General features: G+C 64.0%; 14 protein-coding genes. 13 read left to right on the forward strand and 1 reads right to left on the reverse strand.

Going from position 1 to position 19,381, the window contains the following annotated elements; all coding sequences use genetic code 11:
- The first annotated feature begins 25 nt into the window (after positions 1–25).
- From BM416_RS02170 to BM416_RS02225, 12 genes are all read left to right on the forward strand, one after another.
- Complete coding sequence (locus BM416_RS02170) at positions 26–979, forward strand: D-2-hydroxyacid dehydrogenase family protein (protein ID WP_092484852.1); 954 nt, start codon at positions 26–28, stop codon at positions 977–979.
- Positions 980–1,444: 465 nt separating this feature from the next.
- Positions 1,445–2,998 carry a glycogen synthase GlgA gene (gene glgA / locus BM416_RS02175; RefSeq protein WP_092484855.1) on the forward strand — a complete coding sequence of 518 codons (1,554 nt, stop codon included), beginning with the start codon at positions 1,445–1,447 and terminating at the stop codon, positions 2,996–2,998.
- Positions 2,999–3,017: 19 nt separating this feature from the next.
- On the forward strand, positions 3,018–4,763 hold the full coding sequence (treZ, locus tag BM416_RS02180) for a malto-oligosyltrehalose trehalohydrolase (RefSeq protein WP_092484858.1): 1,746 nt from the start codon (positions 3,018–3,020) through the stop codon (positions 4,761–4,763).
- Positions 4,760–6,844, forward strand: a complete 2,085-nt coding sequence (malQ, locus tag BM416_RS02185; protein WP_092484861.1) for a 4-alpha-glucanotransferase — start codon at positions 4,760–4,762, stop codon at positions 6,842–6,844. The genes treZ and malQ overlap by 4 nt, the downstream gene beginning before the upstream one ends.
- Positions 6,841–9,591, forward strand: coding sequence for a malto-oligosyltrehalose synthase (locus BM416_RS02190; RefSeq protein WP_092484863.1), 2,751 nt, complete (start codon positions 6,841–6,843; stop codon positions 9,589–9,591). Before malQ ends, BM416_RS02190 begins: the two co-directional genes overlap by 4 nt.
- 24 nt (positions 9,592–9,615) lie before the next feature.
- Complete coding sequence (locus BM416_RS02195; protein WP_065941695.1) at positions 9,616–9,885, forward strand: DUF2934 domain-containing protein; 270 nt, start codon at positions 9,616–9,618, stop codon at positions 9,883–9,885.
- Between the two features lie 130 nt (positions 9,886–10,015).
- Positions 10,016–12,175 carry a glycogen debranching protein GlgX gene (glgX, locus tag BM416_RS02200; RefSeq protein ID WP_092484866.1) on the forward strand — a complete coding sequence of 720 codons (2,160 nt, stop codon included), beginning with the start codon at positions 10,016–10,018 and terminating at the stop codon, positions 12,173–12,175.
- A gap of 1 nt (position 12,176) precedes the next feature.
- Positions 12,177–13,175 (forward strand): acyl-CoA dehydrogenase family protein, encoded by a 999-nt coding sequence (locus BM416_RS02205; RefSeq protein WP_092484869.1) that lies wholly within the window; start codon positions 12,177–12,179, stop codon positions 13,173–13,175.
- Positions 13,172–13,930: a PIG-L deacetylase family protein gene (locus BM416_RS02210; RefSeq protein ID WP_092484871.1), complete on the forward strand. Its 759-nt coding sequence runs from the start codon at positions 13,172–13,174 to the stop codon at positions 13,928–13,930. The genes BM416_RS02205 and BM416_RS02210 overlap by 4 nt, the downstream gene beginning before the upstream one ends.
- Positions 13,927–14,526 carry an SAM-dependent methyltransferase gene (locus BM416_RS02215; RefSeq protein WP_092484874.1) on the forward strand — a complete coding sequence of 200 codons (600 nt, stop codon included), beginning with the start codon at positions 13,927–13,929 and terminating at the stop codon, positions 14,524–14,526. Before BM416_RS02210 ends, BM416_RS02215 begins: the two co-directional genes overlap by 4 nt.
- Positions 14,523–15,182 carry a glycosyltransferase family 2 protein gene (locus BM416_RS02220; RefSeq protein ID WP_092484877.1) on the forward strand — a complete coding sequence of 220 codons (660 nt, stop codon included), beginning with the start codon at positions 14,523–14,525 and terminating at the stop codon, positions 15,180–15,182. Before BM416_RS02215 ends, BM416_RS02220 begins: the two co-directional genes overlap by 4 nt.
- A gap of 177 nt (positions 15,183–15,359) precedes the next feature.
- Positions 15,360–16,121: a PIG-L deacetylase family protein gene (locus tag BM416_RS02225; RefSeq protein ID WP_092484879.1), complete on the forward strand. Its 762-nt coding sequence runs from the start codon at positions 15,360–15,362 to the stop codon at positions 16,119–16,121.
- A gap of 46 nt (positions 16,122–16,167) precedes the next feature.
- Here the strand turns inward: BM416_RS02225 and BM416_RS02230 are convergent, their stop codons facing one another.
- Entirely contained in the window at positions 16,168–16,422 is a 255-nt protein-coding gene (locus tag BM416_RS02230; protein WP_092484882.1) for a hypothetical protein, read from the reverse strand.
- Between the two features lie 408 nt (positions 16,423–16,830).
- On the opposite strand from BM416_RS02230, the gene BM416_RS02235 reads away from it, so the two are divergent.
- Positions 16,831–19,374 carry an autotransporter family protein gene (locus BM416_RS02235; RefSeq protein ID WP_092484885.1) on the forward strand — a complete coding sequence of 848 codons (2,544 nt, stop codon included), beginning with the start codon at positions 16,831–16,833 and terminating at the stop codon, positions 19,372–19,374.
- Positions 19,375–19,381 lie beyond the last annotated feature (7 nt).

Genomic DNA, 19,381 nt, shown 5'->3' on the forward strand with positions numbered 1-19,381 from the left:
CCAACTTTTTTCGAGGCACGCGTGCATGTCGGTACAGATCGCAGTCATTGATGATTGGCAAAATGTAGCCAATGGCGTGGTGGATTGGTCGGTGCTGGAGTCGGTTGGGCAGGTGCACTTCCTGCACGATTACCCGGCAGATACCGCCACGATGATCGAGCGTTTAAAGGCGTTCGCGGTCATTTGCGTCATGCGTGAACGCTCGACCTTCGACCAAGCGCTGTTGCAGGGTTTACCCAACCTCAAGTTGCTGGTGACCGGCGGCATGCGCAATGCCGCCATCGACATCGCCGCCGCCAAGGCCCTGGGCATCCAGGTGTGCGGCACCGACAGCTACAAGCAGGCGGCGCCGGAGCTGACCTGGGCACTGATCATGGCGTCTACGCGCAATCTGCTGGCCGAGGCCACCTCATTGCGCGCGGGTGGCTGGCAGGTGGGACTGGGCGGCGACCTGCATGGCAAGACCCTGGGCATTCTCGGCCTGGGCAGCATTGGCCAGAAGGTTGCGCAGTTCGCCCAGGTATTCGGCATGCGGGTGCTGGCCTGGAGTGAAAACCTCACGCCGGAGCGCGCCGCGCAGGCCGGGGCGACCTGGGTCAGCAAGCGCGAGCTGTTTGAGCAGGCCGACATTCTCACGATTCATTTGGTACTCAGCGACCGCAGCCGTGGCCTGGTCGACGCCGAAGCATTGAGTTGGATGAAGCCGACGGCCCGGTTGGTGAATACCGCGCGCGGGCCGATTGTGGATGAGCAGGCGCTGGTGCAGGCATTGACCACTGGTCGCCTGGCGGGCGCGGCGCTGGATGTGTACGCCGAAGAGCCGCTGCCGGTGGATCACCCGTTTCGCCACTTGCCCAACGTACTCGCCACGCCCCATGTGGGCTACGTCAGTGAGCAGAACTACCGGCAGTTCTACGAGCAGATGATTGAAGATATCCAGGCCTGGACCAAGGGCGCGCCCATTCGCGTGCTTGGCTGACGCACCAATCAGGTGCAGTCCGCACTAAGGGTGTGAGCGTAATCTTTGTGGTAAGCAGGCTTGCCCTGCGCTGGGGCGCGATGCGGCCCTGAACCGGCGCAAGCCTGCTCACCACAACCTCTCGCCTTCCTCAATTGCATATGGTTACAAGTTTTTTGTCCTACAAAATTCCCGCACAAACCCTACAGGCTCTGGAATCTGTCCTAGACTGATGACCGATGGGTCCCTTCCAAAACAAAAACCCCGCAAAAAATCTAAACTTTCGAACTCTGCCATAGGTCAGGTCTAGGGTAAGGCGCGCACAAGCGGTGCATACCAGATGCCGTCTATCTATTCTTTTTTGCTTACCGTGCAACTGGCATACGCCTTGCCAGTTTGTTATTGCGCTTGTGCGCCTGGCCGCAGGATGCGGTCATCGGAGCTAATGGCAGCGGGCCATTAGCCGACCAACACGTGGAGATAGCTATGATCAGTGCCGCTGCAAGTATTCAGGGAGAGCGTGTTAGTCAGCCAGTTGGCGGGTCGACAGCTTTAGTCGACCTCAACACGGTGCGGCCGGTCCCGAGTCATAACCCCAATCGCAAGAAAGTCCTGTTCGTGACGTCCGAGTTCGCCGACCTGGTGAAAACCGGTGGCCTGGGCGATGTGTCCGCGGCCCTGCCCCGCGCCATGGCCCACCTGCATGATGTGCGCGTCCTGATCCCCGGTTACCCGCAGGTGATGGAAAGCGACAACCCGATCCATATCATCGGTGAGCTGGGTGGCCACGCCGCGCTGCCGCCGTGCAAGATCGGGCGCATGGACCTCAAGGACGGCCTGGTCATCTATGTGCTGATCTGCCCCGAGCTCTACGAGCGCGAAGGCACGCCCTACGGCGCCAACAACGGCCGCGACTGGCCGGACAACCATATTCGCTTCGCCCGCCTGGGCCTGGCCGCCGCCGACATGGCCGCCAACCTGGCCCAGATCCACTGGTGCCCGGACCTGGTGCACGCCCACGACTGGCCCGCCGGCCTGGCCCCCGCCTATATGCACTGGCGTGGGTCACGCACACCGACCCTGTTCACCATCCATAACCTCGCCTATCAAGGCGTGGTCAGCCTGGCCTCGACGCCGGAGCTGGGTATCCCGCCCCACGCGTTGCAGCAGGAAGGCATGGAGTTCTACGGCAAGATGTCGTTCCTCAAGGCCGGCATGGCGTACTCCAGCCATATCACCACCGTGAGTGCGACCTACGCCCAGGAAATCACCACCCCGGAATTCGGCTGCGGCCTCGACGGTTTCCTCGCCGCCAAGACCCAGCAGGGCCTGCTCAGTGGCATCCCCAACGGCATCGATGAAAGTTGGGAAACCTCCACCGACACGCACCTGACCCACAACTTCAATATCGGTGACTGGGAAGGCAAGGCGATCAACGCCGACCATGTGCGCGAGCTGTTCGGCCTGCATGACTCCACCGGCCCGCTGTTCGCGGTGGTCTCGCGCCTGGTCTACCAGAAAGGCCTCGACCTCACCGAAGCGGTGGCGAGCTTTATCGTCGAGAACGGCGGGCAGATCGCCATTATCGGGCGCGGCGAGCCGGAAGAAGAACAGGCCATGCGTGAACTGGCGCTGCGCTTCCCGGGCCAGGTCGGTGTGCGCATCGGCTTCAACGAGACCGACGCGCGGCGCATGTTCGCCGGCAGTGACTTCCTGCTGATGCCATCGCGCTACGAGCCCTGCGGCCTGAGCCAGATGTATGCCCAGCGCTTCGGCTCGCTGCCTGTGGCTCGCAACACCGGCGGGCTGGCGGACACCATCGAGAATGGCGTCACCGGCTTCCTGTTCAATGAATCCACCGTAGAAAGCTACGAAGAAGCCCTGAGCCGTGCGTTCCGGGTCTTCGCCAATAAAGGCCTGCTCAACGCCATGCGCAGCCGCGCCATGACTCAACCCTTCAACTGGTGCCAGGCGGTGGAACCCTACGCCGAGCTGTATGAACAACTGGTGGCCAAGGCCTTGGGGAAATCGACTAAATAATCAAGGGAGGTCTTCATAGATGCCGTTACGGACTTTGGAAACCTGGCCCCACGGCGCAATCATGCTGGACGCGCAACACACGCGTTTTGCCTTGTGGGCGCCAGACGCGTTTTATGTCAGCGTTGAATTGGAAAACGGTAAATCCATCGCCATGCTGCCCCAGGCAGATGGCTGGTTCGAGACTGAAGTGAAGTGCCCGGCGGGCACGCGCTATCGCTACAACATCGATGGGGAAATGGATGTTCCCGACCCCGCGTCCCGGGCCCAGGCCTCGGACGTGCATGGCTGGAGCCTGGTGGTCGACCCGCTCGCCTACACCTGGCGTCACGCCAACTGGCAAGGCCGCCCCTGGCACGAAGCCGTGATCTACGAAGTGCACGTCGGCGCGATGGGGGGCTACGCCGAAGTCGAAAAGCACCTGCCACGCCTGGCCGAGCTGGGCGTCACCGCGATTGAATTGATGCCGCTGGCGCAATTTCCCGGTGAGCGCAATTGGGGGTACGACGGTGTGCTGCCCTACGCACCACAGTCCTCCTACGGCTCGCCCGAGCAACTCAAGCACCTGGTCGACAGCGCCCACGCACACGGGCTCGCTGTGATCCTCGACGTGGTCTACAACCACTTCGGCCCCGACGGCAATTACCTGGGCCAGTACGCCAAAGGCTTCTTCCAGGAAGACGTGCATACGCCGTGGGGCGCCGGGATCGACTTCGAGCGCCGTGAAGTGCGGAATTTCTTCCTCGATAACGCACTGATGTGGCTGCTCGAATATCGCTTCGACGGCCTGCGCCTGGACGCCGTACACGCCATCGACAACCCCGGTTTCCTCCAGGAACTCGCGCATCGGGTACGCCAGCAGGTGGATACCGGTCGGCATGTGTGGCTGGTGCTGGAAAACGAGCTGAACCAGGCCAGCCTGCTCAAGGAGGATTTCGACGCGCAATGGAATGATGACTTCCATAACGTGCTGCACGTGTTGCTGACCGGCGAAACCGATGCCTATTACAGCGACTTTGCCCAGGATCCCACCACCAAACTCGCCCGGTGCCTGGGCGAAGGGTTCATCTACCAGGGCCACACCACCCGCCATGGCCACGAGCGCGGCGAACCGAGCGCTGAACTACCGCCCACGGCCTTCGTCGCATTCCTGCAGAACCATGACCAGATCGGCAATCGCGCCCTGGGCGAACGCCTGCACCAGCTCTGCTCGCCCCAGGCGCTCAAGGCTGCAACCGCCCTGCTGCTGCTGTCGCCGATGATTCCGCTGATGTTCATGGGGGATGAGGCGAACGCGAGCGAGCCGTTCCTGTTTTTTACCGACCACCACGGTGAACTGGCCGAAGCGGTACGCGAAGGCCGACGCAATGAATTTGCCGACTTCGCCGCGTTCCATGACCCCGAGCGTCGTGAACGCATCCCGGATCCCAACGCGCTGTCGACATTCGCGCAATCGGCCCCGGTGATCGCCGATAACCCGCACGCCGAGCTCTACCGCCAACTGCTGGGCCTGCGCCATCGCCATATTGTGCCGCACCTGCCTGGCGCCGTGGCATTGGGCGCGCAGGTGCTGGCCTACGCCGCCGTCAGTGCGCGCTGGCGCCTGGGCAACGGCAGCCTGTTGCAGATCGACCTGAACCTGAGCGCCACGCCGCTGGATCACCCGGCCACCGCGCCGGTCCTGTTCGAAACGCCGGCCCTGCAAGGTGCGCAACTGCCGCCCTTCAGCGCCCGCGTCACCTTATCCCCTGTTGGAGAGCACCCTTGAGCGAAGCGAACCTGGAAATCCTCGCCAGCCGCGCGGGCCTGGCCGTCGATTGGATCGACGCAAACGGCCGCCCGCAACGAGTGACACCCGACGCCCTGCGCGCGGTTCTCAAAGGCCTGGGCCACCCGGCCGACAACGATGCCGACATCAACGCCAGCCTGCTTGAATTGGAGCGGGTGCAACAAGACAAGCACCTGCCGCCCCTGATGACCGTCGACAGCGGTGAAGGCCTCGACCTGGCGCGCTACTTCGAACCCGACACGCTGTGCCGGGTCAACCTCGAAGACGGCGAGACCCTGGAGCTACGCCTCGACGGCGACTCCGTGCTGCCCGGCGTTATCGCCCTGGGCTACCACCAGGTGCATATCGACGATCAAAGCTTCACCTTGGCCGTCGCGCCCACCCATTGCTACAGCGTGGCCGAAGCGGTGGACAACCGCCCCGCCCGCGCCTGGGGCCTGAGCGCCCAGTTGTATTCACTGCGCCGTTTGGGCGATGGCGGTTTCGGCGACACCCTGGCCCTGGAACACCTGGTCCGTTCCGCCGCCGAACGCGGCGCCGATGCCCTGGCGATCAGCCCGATGCACGCGATGTTCAGTGCCGACACCGAACGCTACAGCCCGTACTCGCCGTCCAGCCGCCTGTTCCTCAACAGCCTGTATGCCTCGCCCGCCTGTATTCTGGGTGAACGTGAGGTGCGCAATGCGATTGAAGCCATTGGCCTGGAAGAAGAGTTGCACGCGCTGGAACAGCACACCCTGATCGACTGGCCGGCCGCTGCGCGGGCCAAACAACGCCTGTTGCGCGCGCTGTATGAAGACTTCCGCCACGGCCATCACCCGCAGCACGCCGACTTCCTGAGCTTTCGCCAGGCCGGTGGCGAGGCCCTGGAAAATCATTGCCGCTTCGAAGCCGTACAGGCTGTGCGCGCCGCTGCAGGCGAGGACCTTGACTGGCGCCACTGGCCTGAAGAGTGGCGTTCGCCGCAGAGCCCTGCGCTGGTTGCGTTCGCCGAGGAGCACCACGCCGAGATCGGCTTCTACGCCTTTGGCCAATGGCTGATCGCCCGTTGCCTGGAGCGCGCCCAACAAGCCGCCAAAGGCAGCGGCATGGGCGTCGGTTTGATCGCGGACCTGGCCGTCGGTGCCGACGGCGGTGGCAGCCAGGCCTGGAGCCGCCAGGATGAGCTGCTGGCCGACCTGACCGTGGGCGCACCACCCGACATCCTTAACCGCGCCGGTCAGGGCTGGGGCATTTCCGCGTTTTCGCCCGAGGGTCTCAAGCGCAACGGCTTCCGCGCGTTTATCGAGATGCTGCGGGCCAACTTCGCCCATGCCGGCGGCTTGCGCATCGACCATGTAATGGGCCTGCAACGCCTATGGGTGATTCCCATGGACGCCTCGCCGCGTGAGGGCGCTTACCTGTATTACCCGGTAGATGACCTGTTGCGCCTGCTGGCGCTGGAATCCCACCGCCACCAGGCGATCGTGCTCGGTGAAGACCTCGGCACGGTGCCCGACGGGCTGCGCGAAAAACTCAGCGGCCGCTCGATCCTCGGTATGCGCGTGCTGTTGTTCGAACAGGGCCACGATGGCCAGTTCAAGCCGATCCTCGACTGGCCGGACAACGCCCTGGCCACCACCAGCACCCACGATTTACCGACCCTCAACGGTTGGTGGCACAGCCGTGATATCGACTGGAACGTCCAGTTGGGCCTGATCGATGCGCCCACCGTGGAGCAATGGAGCGAACACCGCCTGCGTGAACGCCAGGCGCTGCGCCAGGCCTTGAGCCAGGACCCGCAGAACTTCGTCGATGAGATCCGCAATGAAACCGACCACATGATCGACGCCAGCGTGCGCTACCTCGGCCACACCCGAGCGCCGCTGGTGCTGTTGCCGCTGGAAGACGCCCTGGGCCTGGAAGAACAGGCCAACCTGCCCGGCACCACCGACACCCACCCCAATTGGCGCCGCCGTCTGCCGGGCGAGGCCTCCAGCCTGCTCGACAACGCCGGTGCCGCGCGCCGCCTTGAACTGCTGGCCGTCGCGCGTAACCAAGCCTATGAGCGTGACCGATGAAAGCCCTGCCCCTGCGCGCGACCCAGCGCCTGCAATTCCACAAAGGTTTTACCCTGGACGATGCGGTGCCGCTGGTGCCGTACTTCGCCCAGCTCGGCATCAGCCATCTATATGCCTCGCCCTTGCTGAGTGCGCGTGCCGGTTCCATGCACGGCTACGATGTGGTCGACCCCACCAGCGTCAATCCCGAGCTGGGTGGCGAAGCCGCCTTGCGCCGGTTGGTCGCGGCCCTGCGCGAGCACGATATGGGGCTGATCCTCGATATCGTCTCCAACCATATGGCCGTGGGCGGCGCCGACAACCCCTGGTGGCTGGACCTGTTGGAATGGGGCCGGCTGAGCCCCTACAGCGAGTTCTTCGATATCCAGTGGCACTCGCCCGACCCGCTGCTCAAGGGCCAATTGCTCATGCCCTTCCTCGGCAGCGACTACGGCGAAGCCTTGCAGAGCGGCACGCTGACGCTGCATTTCGATGCCGCCCACGGCGCGTTTCATGTTGAGCATTACGAACACCGCTTCCCGATCTGCCCACGGGATTACGCGGCGATCCTCGGCGCCGACGAGCTGCTTAAACCCCTGGCCGACCGCTTCAGCGCCCTGGCCTATCAGGATGATGCCTACGCCGAAGCCGTCTGGCTCAAGCAGGCCTTGGCCGAACGTGCCACCGAAGTCCTCGAGCTCATCGAACGCCGACTGACCGAGTTCGACGGACGCACGCCGGAGGGCTTCAAGCGCCTGCACCACTTGCTCGAGCAACAAGCCTATCGCCTGGCCAGTTGGCGCACGGCGGCGGACGATATCAACTGGCGGCGGTTCTTCGACGTCAACGAACTGGGCGGGCTGCGCGTGGAGCGCACGGCGGTGTTCGAAGCCACCCATGGCAAGATCTTCGAACTGATCAGCCAAGGCCTGGTGGATGGCCTGCGCATCGACCACATCGATGGCCTGGCCGACCCGCGCGGTTACTGCCGCAAGCTGCGTCGTCGGGTGGATTCGCTGTCGCCCGAACGGCACTTGCCGATCTTCGTCGAAAAAATCCTCGGCGAGGGGGAAACCCTTCGCGAAGACTGGCAAGTGGACGGCACCACCGGCTACGAATTCATGAACCAACTGTCGCTGCTGCAACACCATCCCGAGGGCTTTGCGCCGTTGGCGGACTTATGGACGCGCCACAGCGAACGGCCCTCGGCGTTTATCGAAGAGGCACGGCTGGCCCGCCAGCAAATCCTCAACGGTTCCCTGGGCGGCGACTTTGAAAGCGTGGCCCAGGCCCTGTTACAGGTGGCCCGCGACGACGTGATGACCCGCGACCTGACCCTCGGCGCAATCCGCCGCGCGCTGCAGGAACTGATCGTGCACTTCCCGGTGTACCGCACCTATATCAGTGCCCGCGGTCGCAGCGCAGATGACGACAAGGTGTTCCAGCAGGCCATGGACGGCGCCCGCACGACCCTTGGCGAGGGCGACTGGCCGGTGCTAGATCATCTGGAAAATTGGCTCGGCGGCCAACCCTGGCGCAATCGTCCGGTGGGCCGCGAGCGCAAGATGCTCAAGCATGCCTGCGTGCGCTTCCAGCAACTGACCTCGCCGGCGGCGGCCAAGGCCGTGGAAGACACCGCGTTCTACCGCTCGGCCGTGCTGCTGTCGCGCAACGATGTGGGCTTCAGTACCGAGCAGTTCAGCGCGCCGCTGGCCGAGTTTCATGCCGTCAATCAACAGCGCTTGCAGGCCTTCCCCGACAACCTGCTGGCCACCGCCACCCATGACCACAAGCGCGGCGAAGACACCCGGGCGCGCCTGGCCGTGCTCAGCGAGTGCGCGCCGTGGTATGTCGAGCACGTGGAGCATTGGCGTACCCTGGCGGCGCCGTTGCGCGACGACGCGGCCACGCCGTCGGCCGGCGACGAGCTGATCCTGTATCAGGTATTGCTGGGCAGTTGGCCGCTGGACCAGGCCGAGGACTTCGAGGGCTATCACCAGCGCCTGTGGCAGTGGCAACAAAAAGCCCTGCGCGAAGCCAAGTTGCAGAGCAGCTGGAGCGCGCCCAATGAGGCCTATGAACAGGGGGTCGAGGCTTTTCTCACGCGCCTGCTGCTGACGGAGGAAGGTCGGCCCCTGCGCAGTGCGATCAATAACGCCGCCCAGGCCATCGCCCCCGCCGGAGCCCTGAATGGTCTGGCGCAAACCTTGCTTCGCCTTACCGTGCCGGGTGTGCCGGACCTGTACCAGGGCGATGAGTTCTGGGACTTCAGCCTGGTGGACCCGGACAACCGTCGTCCGGTGGATTTCACCGCGCGGCAACAGGCACTCAATACCCCGCCGGACATCGGCGAACTGTTGTTCAACTGGCGTGACGGGCGTATCAAGCAAACCTTGATTGCCCAGGTACTGGCCTTGCGCAAGGCCCATCCGCAGGTGTTCCGCAGCGGCCGCTATACAGCGTTGGAAGTGGTCGGCCAACACGCCGAGCGGGTGGTCGCGTTCTGCCGCGAACACCAGGGCCAACGCGTGCTGGTGGTGGTGCCACGCTGGTCCCATGAGCTGCTTGAAAACGGTGTGCGTCCCCAGATCAATGCGCGGGTTTGGGGCGATACACGGGTGAAATTACCGTTCGCCGCACCAACGCAAAACTGGAAGGGACTTTTTCATACAGGCGCAGTCACACCAGACAAGGAGCTGTTGATCAGCACTGCCCTGGGGGATTTCCCGGTCAATGTCTTTATCAATCCTGATGATCAAGAAAGCTGAAAATTTTCTGTGAGGAGCATTGTGATGAGTACTGAAGACAAACGCATACGCGAACTGGCGCATCAGATCTGGGAGTCTGAAGGCAAACCCCACGGGGAAGACGCGCGCCACTGGGAGATGGCGCGCAAACTGGCCGAAGCCGAAGCGCTGACGCCGAGCAAACCCAAGCCCGCCGCCAAGCCCAAGACCGCCCCCAAGCCTGCGGCGAAGGCCAAGCCAGCGGCGCCAGCCGCGAGCAAGCCGGCGCCGCCGGCGGCCAAAAAGCCACCCGCGCCGAAAAAGCCCAAGGCTTAACGCGCACGGCGCCATCAACCTTTTGCCGGCGCGGTCGGCAAAAGGTGATTTCACTCTTCTTATCATCCGCTGAAAACGCGTCAGCACGGCCGCGTTCGGCCCGAAAAAACAGCCTTGCAGGAGCAACTCAATGAGCAAACCCCATAAGACCCCATCGACGCCGGGCAGCGAGCCGTCGCGGATTCGTGAAGGTTTGCCCTTCCCCCTCGGCGCGACCTGGGATGGCCTGGGTGTCAACTTTGCGCTGTTCTCGGCCAACGCCGAGAAAGTCGAACTGTGCCTGTTCGACGACACTGGCGAAGTGGAACTCGAGCGCATCGAACTGCCCGAATACACCGACGAAATTTTCCACGGCTACTTGCCCGACGCCCACCCAGGGCTGATCTACGGCTACCGTGTGTACGGGCCGTATGACCCGGTCAATGGTCATCGCTTCAACCACCACAAATTGCTGATCGACCCCTACGCCAAGCAACTGGTGGGCGAACTCAAATGGTCCGAAGCGCTGTTCGGCTACACCATCGGCCACCCGGACGACGACCTCAGTTTCGACGAGCGTGACAGCGCGCCCTTCGTGCCCAAGTGCAAGGTCATCGACCCCGCGCACACCTGGGGCAACGACCAGCCGGTGCGGGTGCCGTGGGACCGTACGATCATCTACGAAACCCACCTGCGCGGCATCAGCATGCGCCACCCCTCGGTGGGCGAAGACGTGCGCGGCACCTGTGCCGGGTTGATGGAAGATGATGTGCTCAAGCACATCCGCCAGTTGGGCATCTCCTCGGTGGAGTTGCTGCCGGTGCACGCCTTCGTCAACGACCAGCACCTGCTGGAAAAAGGCATGACCAACTACTGGGGCTACAACAGCATTGCGTTTTTCGCCCCGGACCCGCGCTACCTGGCCAGCGGCAAGATCGCCGAGTTCAAGGAGATGGTTGCGCACCTGCACGAGCAGAAGCTGGAAGTGATCCTCGACGTGGTCTACAACCACACCGCCGAAGGCAACGAGCGCGGCCCGACCCTGTCCATGCGCGGCATCGACAACGCCTCGTACTACCGGCTGATGCCGGACGACAAGCGCTTCTATATCAACGATTCGGGCACCGGTAATACCCTGGACCTGAGCCATCCGTGCGTGCTGCAAATGGTCACCGACTCCCTGCGTTACTGGGCCAACGAGATGCACGTCGACGGCTTCCGCTTCGACCTGGCGACCATCCTCGGCCGCTACCGCGATGGCTTCGATGAACGCCACAGCTTCCTCGTGGCCTGCCGCCAGGACCCGGTGCTGCGCCAGCTGAAACTGATCGCCGAGCCCTGGGACTGCGGCCCCGGTGGCTACCAGGTGGGCAACTTCCCGCCCGGCTGGGTCGAGTGGAACGACCGGTTCCGCGACACCGTACGCGCGTTCTGGAAAGGCGATGACGGCCAACTGGCGGACTTCGCCGGGCGCATGACCGCCTCGGGCGAGATGTTCAACCATCGTGGCCGCCGCCCGTACAGTTCGGTGAACTTCATCACCGCCCATGACGGTTTCACCCTGCATGACCTGGTGTCGTACAACGACAAGCACAACGAAGCCAACGACGAAAACAACCAGGACGGCAGCAATAACAACCTGTCCTGGAACCACGGCGTCGAGGGCCCCACCGACGACCCGGAAATCAACGCACTGCGCCTGCGCCAGATGCGCAACTTCTTCGCCACGCTGCTGCTGGCCCAGGGCACGCCGATGCTCGTGGCCGGTGACGAGTTCGCGCGGACCCAGCACGGCAACAACAATGCCTATTGCCAGGACAGCGAGATCGGCTGGGTCAACTGGGACCTGGACGAGGACGGCAAGGCGTTGCTCAAGTTCGTCAAGCGCCTGATCAAGCTGCGCCTGGCCTACCCGATCCTGCGTCGTGGGCGCTTCCTGGTGGGCGACTACAACGAGGACATCGGCGTCAAGGACGTCACCTGGTTGTCGCCGGATGGCAACGAGATGACCACCGAACAGTGGGAAGACAGCCACGGCCGTTGCCTGGGCATGCTGATGGATGGCCGCGCCCAGGAAACCGGGATTCGCCGCGCCGGTGCCGACGCCACCCTGTTGCTGGTGGTGAACGCCCACCACGACGTGGTCAATTTCCGCCTGCCGCCAGTGCCGGAGGGTGAGTTCTGGACCTGCATGCTCGACACCAACGAGCCGGCGGTACGTGGCCAGGAACGCTTCGAGTTCGACCACGAGTACGGTGTGACCGGCCGCTCGCTGCTGCTGTTCGAACTGCAGCGTGACGACGAGGTGTGACATGGCTCTGCATGGATTCCTTCAAGGCTTCCAGGGCTATGCGGACACGCAAGACCTGGCCAAGGCCCTGAGGGCACTTCAGGAGGAAGGCCTCGATCAGTTGCCGCTGCCTGGCAGCGGCGACACCCTGGGGCGGTTCAGCCGCCTGGCGCAGGTGGCAGGCCATGACCTGCGCTTGTGCAAGCTGTTCGAAGGCCACACCGATGCGTTGGCGATCATTGCCGAGCTGCGTAGCCCGGCGCCGCCTTTGGGCAGTCTGTGGGGCATGTGGGCTGCAGAACCGCCGAATGCCAAGGTGCAGGTGCGCTGCGAGGGCCATCGCCTGCGTCTGGACGGGCGTAAAGCCTGGTGTTCCGGGGCGGCGGTGGTCAGCCATGGTTTGTTGACGGCATGGGATGAACAAGGCGGCCAGCAATTGGTGGCGGTGCAGATGGATCAACCGGGCATCACGGTCACCCACGACGGTTGGAGTGCCGTGGGCATGGCCGCCACCGGCAGCGTCGAGGTCGTCTTTGACGGCGCCCATGGCCTTGCCGTGGGCGGCCCCGGCGAGTACCTCGGGCGCCCCGGGTTCTGGCAAGGCGGCATCGGTATTGCCGCCTGCTGGTACGGTGCCGCACAGCGCCTGGCCGAAGTGTTACGCGATCACTGCAGCAAGCGCTCGGAGCCCCACGCCCTCGCCCACCTGGGCGCGGTCGACAGCGCCTTGAACAGCGCGGCCTGTGTGCTGCGGGCCAGCGCTGAACAGATCGATCGCTACCCCAGGGCCAATGCCCGGCACCTGGCCCAGCAGGTGCGCGCGTGCATCGAGGACACCGTCGAGCAGGTCATGCGGCATGTCGGTCGAGCCGTGGGCGCGGGTCCGTACTGCAAGGATCCGCACTTCGCCCAGTTGATGGCGGACCTGCCGGTATATGTCCGCCAGAGCCATGCCGAACGCGACCTGGCCGGCCTCGGCGAACTGGTCGCCGAGGAACCCACAGGGAGGTGGCAGTTATGAAACCCAACCCGATCGTCGGCCAGGGCACGCCCCTGCAGCGCTGGCAGGACTCGCCACTGATGGCCGAACTGCCGCAGATCAGCGTCGAACAATTGGTGCCCGAGGGCCACCGCGCGGTAATCATCGCCCCGCACCCGGATGACGAAGTGCTGGGCTGTGGCGGCCTGTTGCAGGGCTTGGCCGAGCTGGACCGGCCCATTCAATTGATTTCGGTCACCGATGGGAGCGCCAGTCACCCCGGTTCCACCCACTGGTCGGTGGAGCGCTTGAGCGTGGTGCGCCCGCAGGAATCGGCCCAGGCCCTGCATCGCCTCGGTGTGCCGTTGCACAGCCTGAAATGGTTGCGGGCCGGCTTCAGCGACAGCCAGGTCGCGGCGCGGGAGGAGCAGCTCAGCGCCTTTATCCAGCGCCACCTCAAACCCACGGATGTGGTGTTTACCACCTGGCGCGAAGACGGCCATTGCGACCACGAGGCCGTTGGCCGCGCGAGCGCCAAGGCAGCGCACGCGGTGGGTGCGGCCCTCTATGAGCTGCCGGTGTGGACCTGGCACTGGGCGTCTCCCGAGAACAGCCTGGTGCCCTGGCACCGTGCCCGCAAAATCCCCCTGAGCTGTGAAGCCGTCGCGCGCAAGCGCCACGCCATCCATGCGTTCGCCAGCCAGCTGGAGGGTGACCCGCAGATCGGCCTGCCGCCGGTGCTGGCGCCCTATGTGGTGGAGCGTCTGCTACAACCTTTTGAAGTGGTATTCGTATGAGTGTGGCGACACCGTATTTCGATCAACTGTTTGCCGGTAACGACGACCCCTGGGCCTTTCGCCAACGCTGGTACGAGCGTCGCAAACGGGCGCTGACCCTGGCACTCCTGACCCGGCCGCGCTATGCCTCGGTGTTCGAGCCCGGTTGCGCCAATGGCGAATTGAGCTTCGAACTGGCCCCGCGCTGTGATCACCTTTTGTGTTGCGACACCGCCTCGGCCGCCGTCGCCCTCGCACGCAGCCGCTTGCTGGGCTTTGCCCATGCCCGGGTGGAGCAGAGCCGGCTGCCCGCGCAATGGCCGACCGGCGAATTCGATCTGATCGTCTTGAGCGAGTTGTGCTACTACCTCGACCGCGATGACCTGTGCCGCTTGATCGATCGCGCCCTCGGCAGCCTCACCGCCAGCGGCCAGGTGTTGGCCTGCCACTGGCGCCCGACGATCGACGGGTGCCCGCAGACCGCCGAACAGGTGCATGCCCTGCTCCATGAGCGGCTGGGGATGCCCCTGGTCGCCACCCACCACGAACCCGACTTTCTACTCGACCTGTGGAGCCGTGATGGCACTTCGGTTGCCACCCTTGAGGGCCTGCGATGATCGGCATTCTGATCCCGGTACATAACGAAGAGGCGCTGCTCGGCGAGTGTCTGGAGGCTGCATTGGTGGCTGCCAGTCACCCAGGCCTGCTGGGTGAAGCGGTGCAGATCCTGGTGCTGCTCGACAGTTGCAGCGATGCCAGTGCGGCGATTGCCGAGAGGTTCCCGGTGCAGCGCCTGGAGGTGCAGGCGCGCAATGTGGGCCATGTACGCGGGGTGGGCGCGCGGCACCTGCTCAACCAGGGTGCACGCTGGATTTCGTGCACTGACGCCGACAGCCGCGTGGCCCCCGATTGGCTGGTGGCCCAGTTGGCACTGGGCGCCGACGCGGTGTGCGGCACCGTGACCGTCGACACCTGGAGCGAAGGGTTCGACCCGGCGGCGCAGATCCGTTATCAGGCTGCGTACCACGCCCGTGACGGTCATCGCCATATCCATGGTGCCAACCTGGGCATCAGTGCCGGGGCCTATGTGCGGGCCGGAGGGTTCGAGCCGCTGCCCTGTCACGAAGATGTGCAATTGGTGCGCGACCTCGAGCGCTGCGGGGCGTCCATCGCCTGGAGCCACGCCCCGCAAGTCATCACCAGCGCGCGCCTGGAGGCCCGTGCCCAGGGCGGGTTCGGCGATTATTTGAAGAGCCTGATGTGCGCGTCTTGAAAAAAACGACATTGCAAAATGTAAAAGCGACCAATCCTTGTCTATGCTGATGACGCCTTGCTGGTAATTCAGGGTTGGATTACCACGCGTGCACCACGGCGGAGTCTGTGGTGAATAAATAGAGTCGTCCCGTCAACGGGGCACGACCCAGCATCAATCGACAAGGACGTAACGCCCATGAAGCCTGCCTCCCTCAGTGAAGGCCGTCGCGGCCCCGCGCAAATCTGGAACAGCGCACCGCAGCTGGCGCAAATCCCGCCTATCTCTACCGCCTCCCTGGTGCCCGCTGGCGCGCGCGTGGTCATCATCGCGCCACATCCCGGCGACGAGGTGGTGGCCTGCGGCGGTCTACTGCAATTGCTCAGCACCCTGGAACACCCCCTGCAAATGATCTCCATCACGGACGGCAGTGCCAGCCACCCGGGTTCCCACGTATGGCCGGCCAGCCGCCTGAGTGTGGTGCGGCCCCAGGAAAGCGCCGAGGCGCTGCGCCGCCTGGGCATGCCCTTGCACAGCCTGAAGTGGATTCGCGGCGGTTTCTGCGACAACGCCCTCGCCGCTCGCGAGCCGCAACTGAGCCAATTCATCGCGCGCTACCTGCAACCGGGCGACGTGGTGTTTTCCACCTGGCGCAACGACGGCAATGACGACCATGAGGCCGTCGGCCGTGCCAGCGCCAACGCCTGCAGGCTGGTGGGCGCGCAACTCTATGAACTGCCGATCTGGGCCTGGCACTGCCCCGCCCGCGAGGGTGCGACGATCCCCTGGCAACGGGCGCGCAAGGTACGCCTGGACACCTGGACCGTGGCGCGCAAGCTCCACGCCGTCCATGCGTATGCCAGCCAGTTGGCGGGCGACCCGCAGATCGGCCTGGCGCCGATATTGGCCCAGGTGCTGCTGGAGCGTATGCGCGAGCCTTACGAGATTGTGTTTGCGTAAGGCACGAAAGGGAGCGAGCAGCCCGCCGCTCCCGTCAGCCGTACATTTACTCCTCGGACTCCCGGCACTTGATGAGGTATCGACTGGCATCCTGCCAGCGAGCGTCGTCACGCAATGTTGCTTGGGCTTCGTCGACGCTTTCGGCTTCGACTGATTCATCTGCCTGCTTGGCATCGGCCCCTTGCCCCGCGTTGATCGTCGTGTCGTAGACCGCGCAGTCAAACAGCGCGGCCCAGCTCTGGCTGGGCAAAATCATCAATATCAGGGACGCGCACAATGCTTTTACTGTTTGGGTATTCACGATAGCACTCCTTGTAGATGTGGCGGCCTCACAGGCCATTCGCCAGGCACGTCGACTACAGGATCATCCGTTGGCTACGCCCTTGAGACCCGCAAGGCCCCTGCCTTATTCATCCACTACCGTTTCGTTCCCGGTCCATCCAGCATAGCCAAGCCAATGCTGCGCCATAACTCGTCTATACCTGTTATTTCTGACAGTGGCGGCCCGCAGGATGTGTGGCTATGGTGCAAAAAACGCTGCACAGCTTGAGGTGCAGTCGAGAAAGCCATGCCAACCCCTTGCATTGGCCGGTGTTTTCGAACAGGTAACCCGTCGTCCCTGATCCGTATCGCGTCACGTTGTCATGGTCTGGCCTGCACCGGCCTTTGCCGGTGCAGGGGCAACTTTCCCCTCGCACGAGGATGGATCATGCGCTCACGGACTCTGACCCTGCTGTACCTGATTGCCTTGGCGACGTTGCCGCCCGCGTCTTACGGGGCATGTACCATCAGCAACACCGCCGGCGATGACCTTTCTTCCTGCGACAGCGGCACGGCACCGGGGTTTACCGACAGCGCGGGCAACAACACCCTGAACATCAGCGCCACGGGACGAGTTACCGGGGATGTGATCTATGGCGCCGGCAACGATCTGGTGGATGTGAACGGGCCGAGTGCCGGGATCGACGGCAACCTCAACCAGGGCGATGGCAGTAATATTTTCCGGCTCAACCTGGGCAGCATCACCGGCAGCGTCAGCCAGGGCTCGGGCGCGGATGTGGCGCAGATCACTGGCGGCCAGGCCGGCGCCGTCAGCCAGGGCGCAGGCGTCGACAGCTACGCCCAGAGCGGCGGCACCATCGCGTCACTGGCCCAGGGCGACGGCCTGGACACCTTCAACATGAGTGGCGGTACCATCACCGGAGCCTTCGAGGATGGCGACCAGGCCAGGATGAGCGGCGGCACCATCGGCCGGGTCGACATGAAGCTCGATAACAACCTGTTCGACATGTCGGGTGGCAGGATCATCGGCAACCTGGTGACCGGCTTCGGCAACGACACCATCCTGATCTCGGACACGGCCTTTGTCGGCGGCAACATCAGTGTCAGCGGTGGCAACGACGTCGTGACCGTCTCGGGTGGCGACGTCAACGGGCAGATACTCCTCAGCTTTGGCAACGACGAGTTCGGCTGGACGGGCGGAAACCTGCACTCGTTCGTGCTGATGGGCGCGGGTGACGATACTGCGGTGCTGCAAAACCTGGTCAATGCCCAACTGGCTGCGGCGCAATTGGTCGACGGCGGCCTGGGTATCGACACGCTCACACTGGACAATACCAAGGCCGGCGATCCGGGCCTGTTTCCCAACTGGGAAAGCATCCGCCTGGACAACCAGTCGCAGCTGACCCTGGGCGGAACGCTGAAACTGGGGGACAGCGACACCGGCACGGGCAGCCTGAGCATCGACGGAACCAGTGAACTGTTGATCGGCACGGGGGTGATCGACCCGTTTACGGCCGGCCAACGGGTGAACGTCACCAACAGCGGCACCCTCAACATGACCACCGGCAACACCCGCACCAGCGACACCTTGACCATCAATGGCAATTACACCGGCGACAACGGGCGGCTCGCATTGCAAAGCGCCCTGGGCGCGGATGATTCCCCCAGCGACAAACTGATCATCAACCAGGGCACCCTCGCCGGTACCACCGCCATCAGCGTCACCAACCTCGGCGGCGCGGGGGCGGCCACCCTGCAGGACGGCATCCAGGTCGTGCAGGCCCTCAACGGCGCGTCTGGCAGTGGCAGCGCGTTTACACTGGCGGGCCCGGTGCCTGCCGGCGCGTTCGACTACTACCTGTTCAAAGGCGGTGTCACGGCCGGTACGGCGGAGAACTACTACCTGCGCTCGACGATCCCCGTGGTGCCGCCTGGCCCGGTGATTATCGTGCCGTTACCCACCCCCGTTCCCGGTGAACCGCCACTGCCGCCCAATCCCGGGACCGAACCGATCCCTATTTATCGTCCGGAAGTGCCGATCTACGCTGCGTTGTTTCCCGCCGCACAGCAACTCGTGCAGGGCATGCTCGGCACCTTCCACCAACGTATGGGTGACCAAAGCCAGCAGTTGTACACCGGCCCATTCACGTCGGGCTGGGGACGGACCTACGGCAACAGCACGCGCCAGAGCTTTACCGGGACGGTCAGCCCGTCGCTCGACAGTTCGGTGACCGGCTTCCAAGTGGGTACCGACCTGTACGCCAGCACCTACGACAATGGCCTGACCCAACGCAGCGGGTTCTTTGTCGGCCACAGCACCCTCAAAGGCAACATCAAGGGCTTCAACGGCGGCTGGCAGGACAAGGACGCCGGCAAGACCACCTTGCGCGGGGACAGCCTGGGGGTCTACTGGACGCTGATCGGCGCCAACCAGGCCTACCTTGACCTGGTCTTGATGGGCACCCGTTTCGACGGCCACAACGAGTCCGATCGTGGCGTGAAGATGGACACCCATGGGCATAACGTCACAGCCTCCGCCGAGGCCGGCTGGCCGTTTGCATGGGGGGCTGGCTGGGTGGTTGAACCCCAGGCACAACTGATCGTCGACAAGACCAGACTGGATAAGCAAAACGACGGGATCTCCGACGTTTCCTATGACGCCGACACCACCGTCACCAGCCGCCTGGGTGTACGCCTGCGCGGTGACTATCAGGTCCGCAGCATGCCGCTTCAACCCTACGTACGGGCGAATGTCTGGCACACCAGTGCCGGGCAGAACACCGTCACCTTCAACGATGTGACAGCGATCGACACCGAGCAGAAGTCCACCACCCTGGACCTGAGCGCCGGCGCCACGCTGAAAGTGGCCACGGGCATCAGCCTGTACGGCGAGGTGGGCTACAACCGCAACCTGGACAGCAACACCTTCAACGGCCGCCAGGGCACGGTGGGCTTGAGAATGGAGTTCTAGGGAACCC

It is taken from the genome of Pseudomonas sp. NFACC42-2 (assembly GCF_900116055.1).
Taxonomy (GTDB): Bacteria; Pseudomonadota; Gammaproteobacteria; order Pseudomonadales; family Pseudomonadaceae; genus Aquipseudomonas; species Aquipseudomonas marginalis.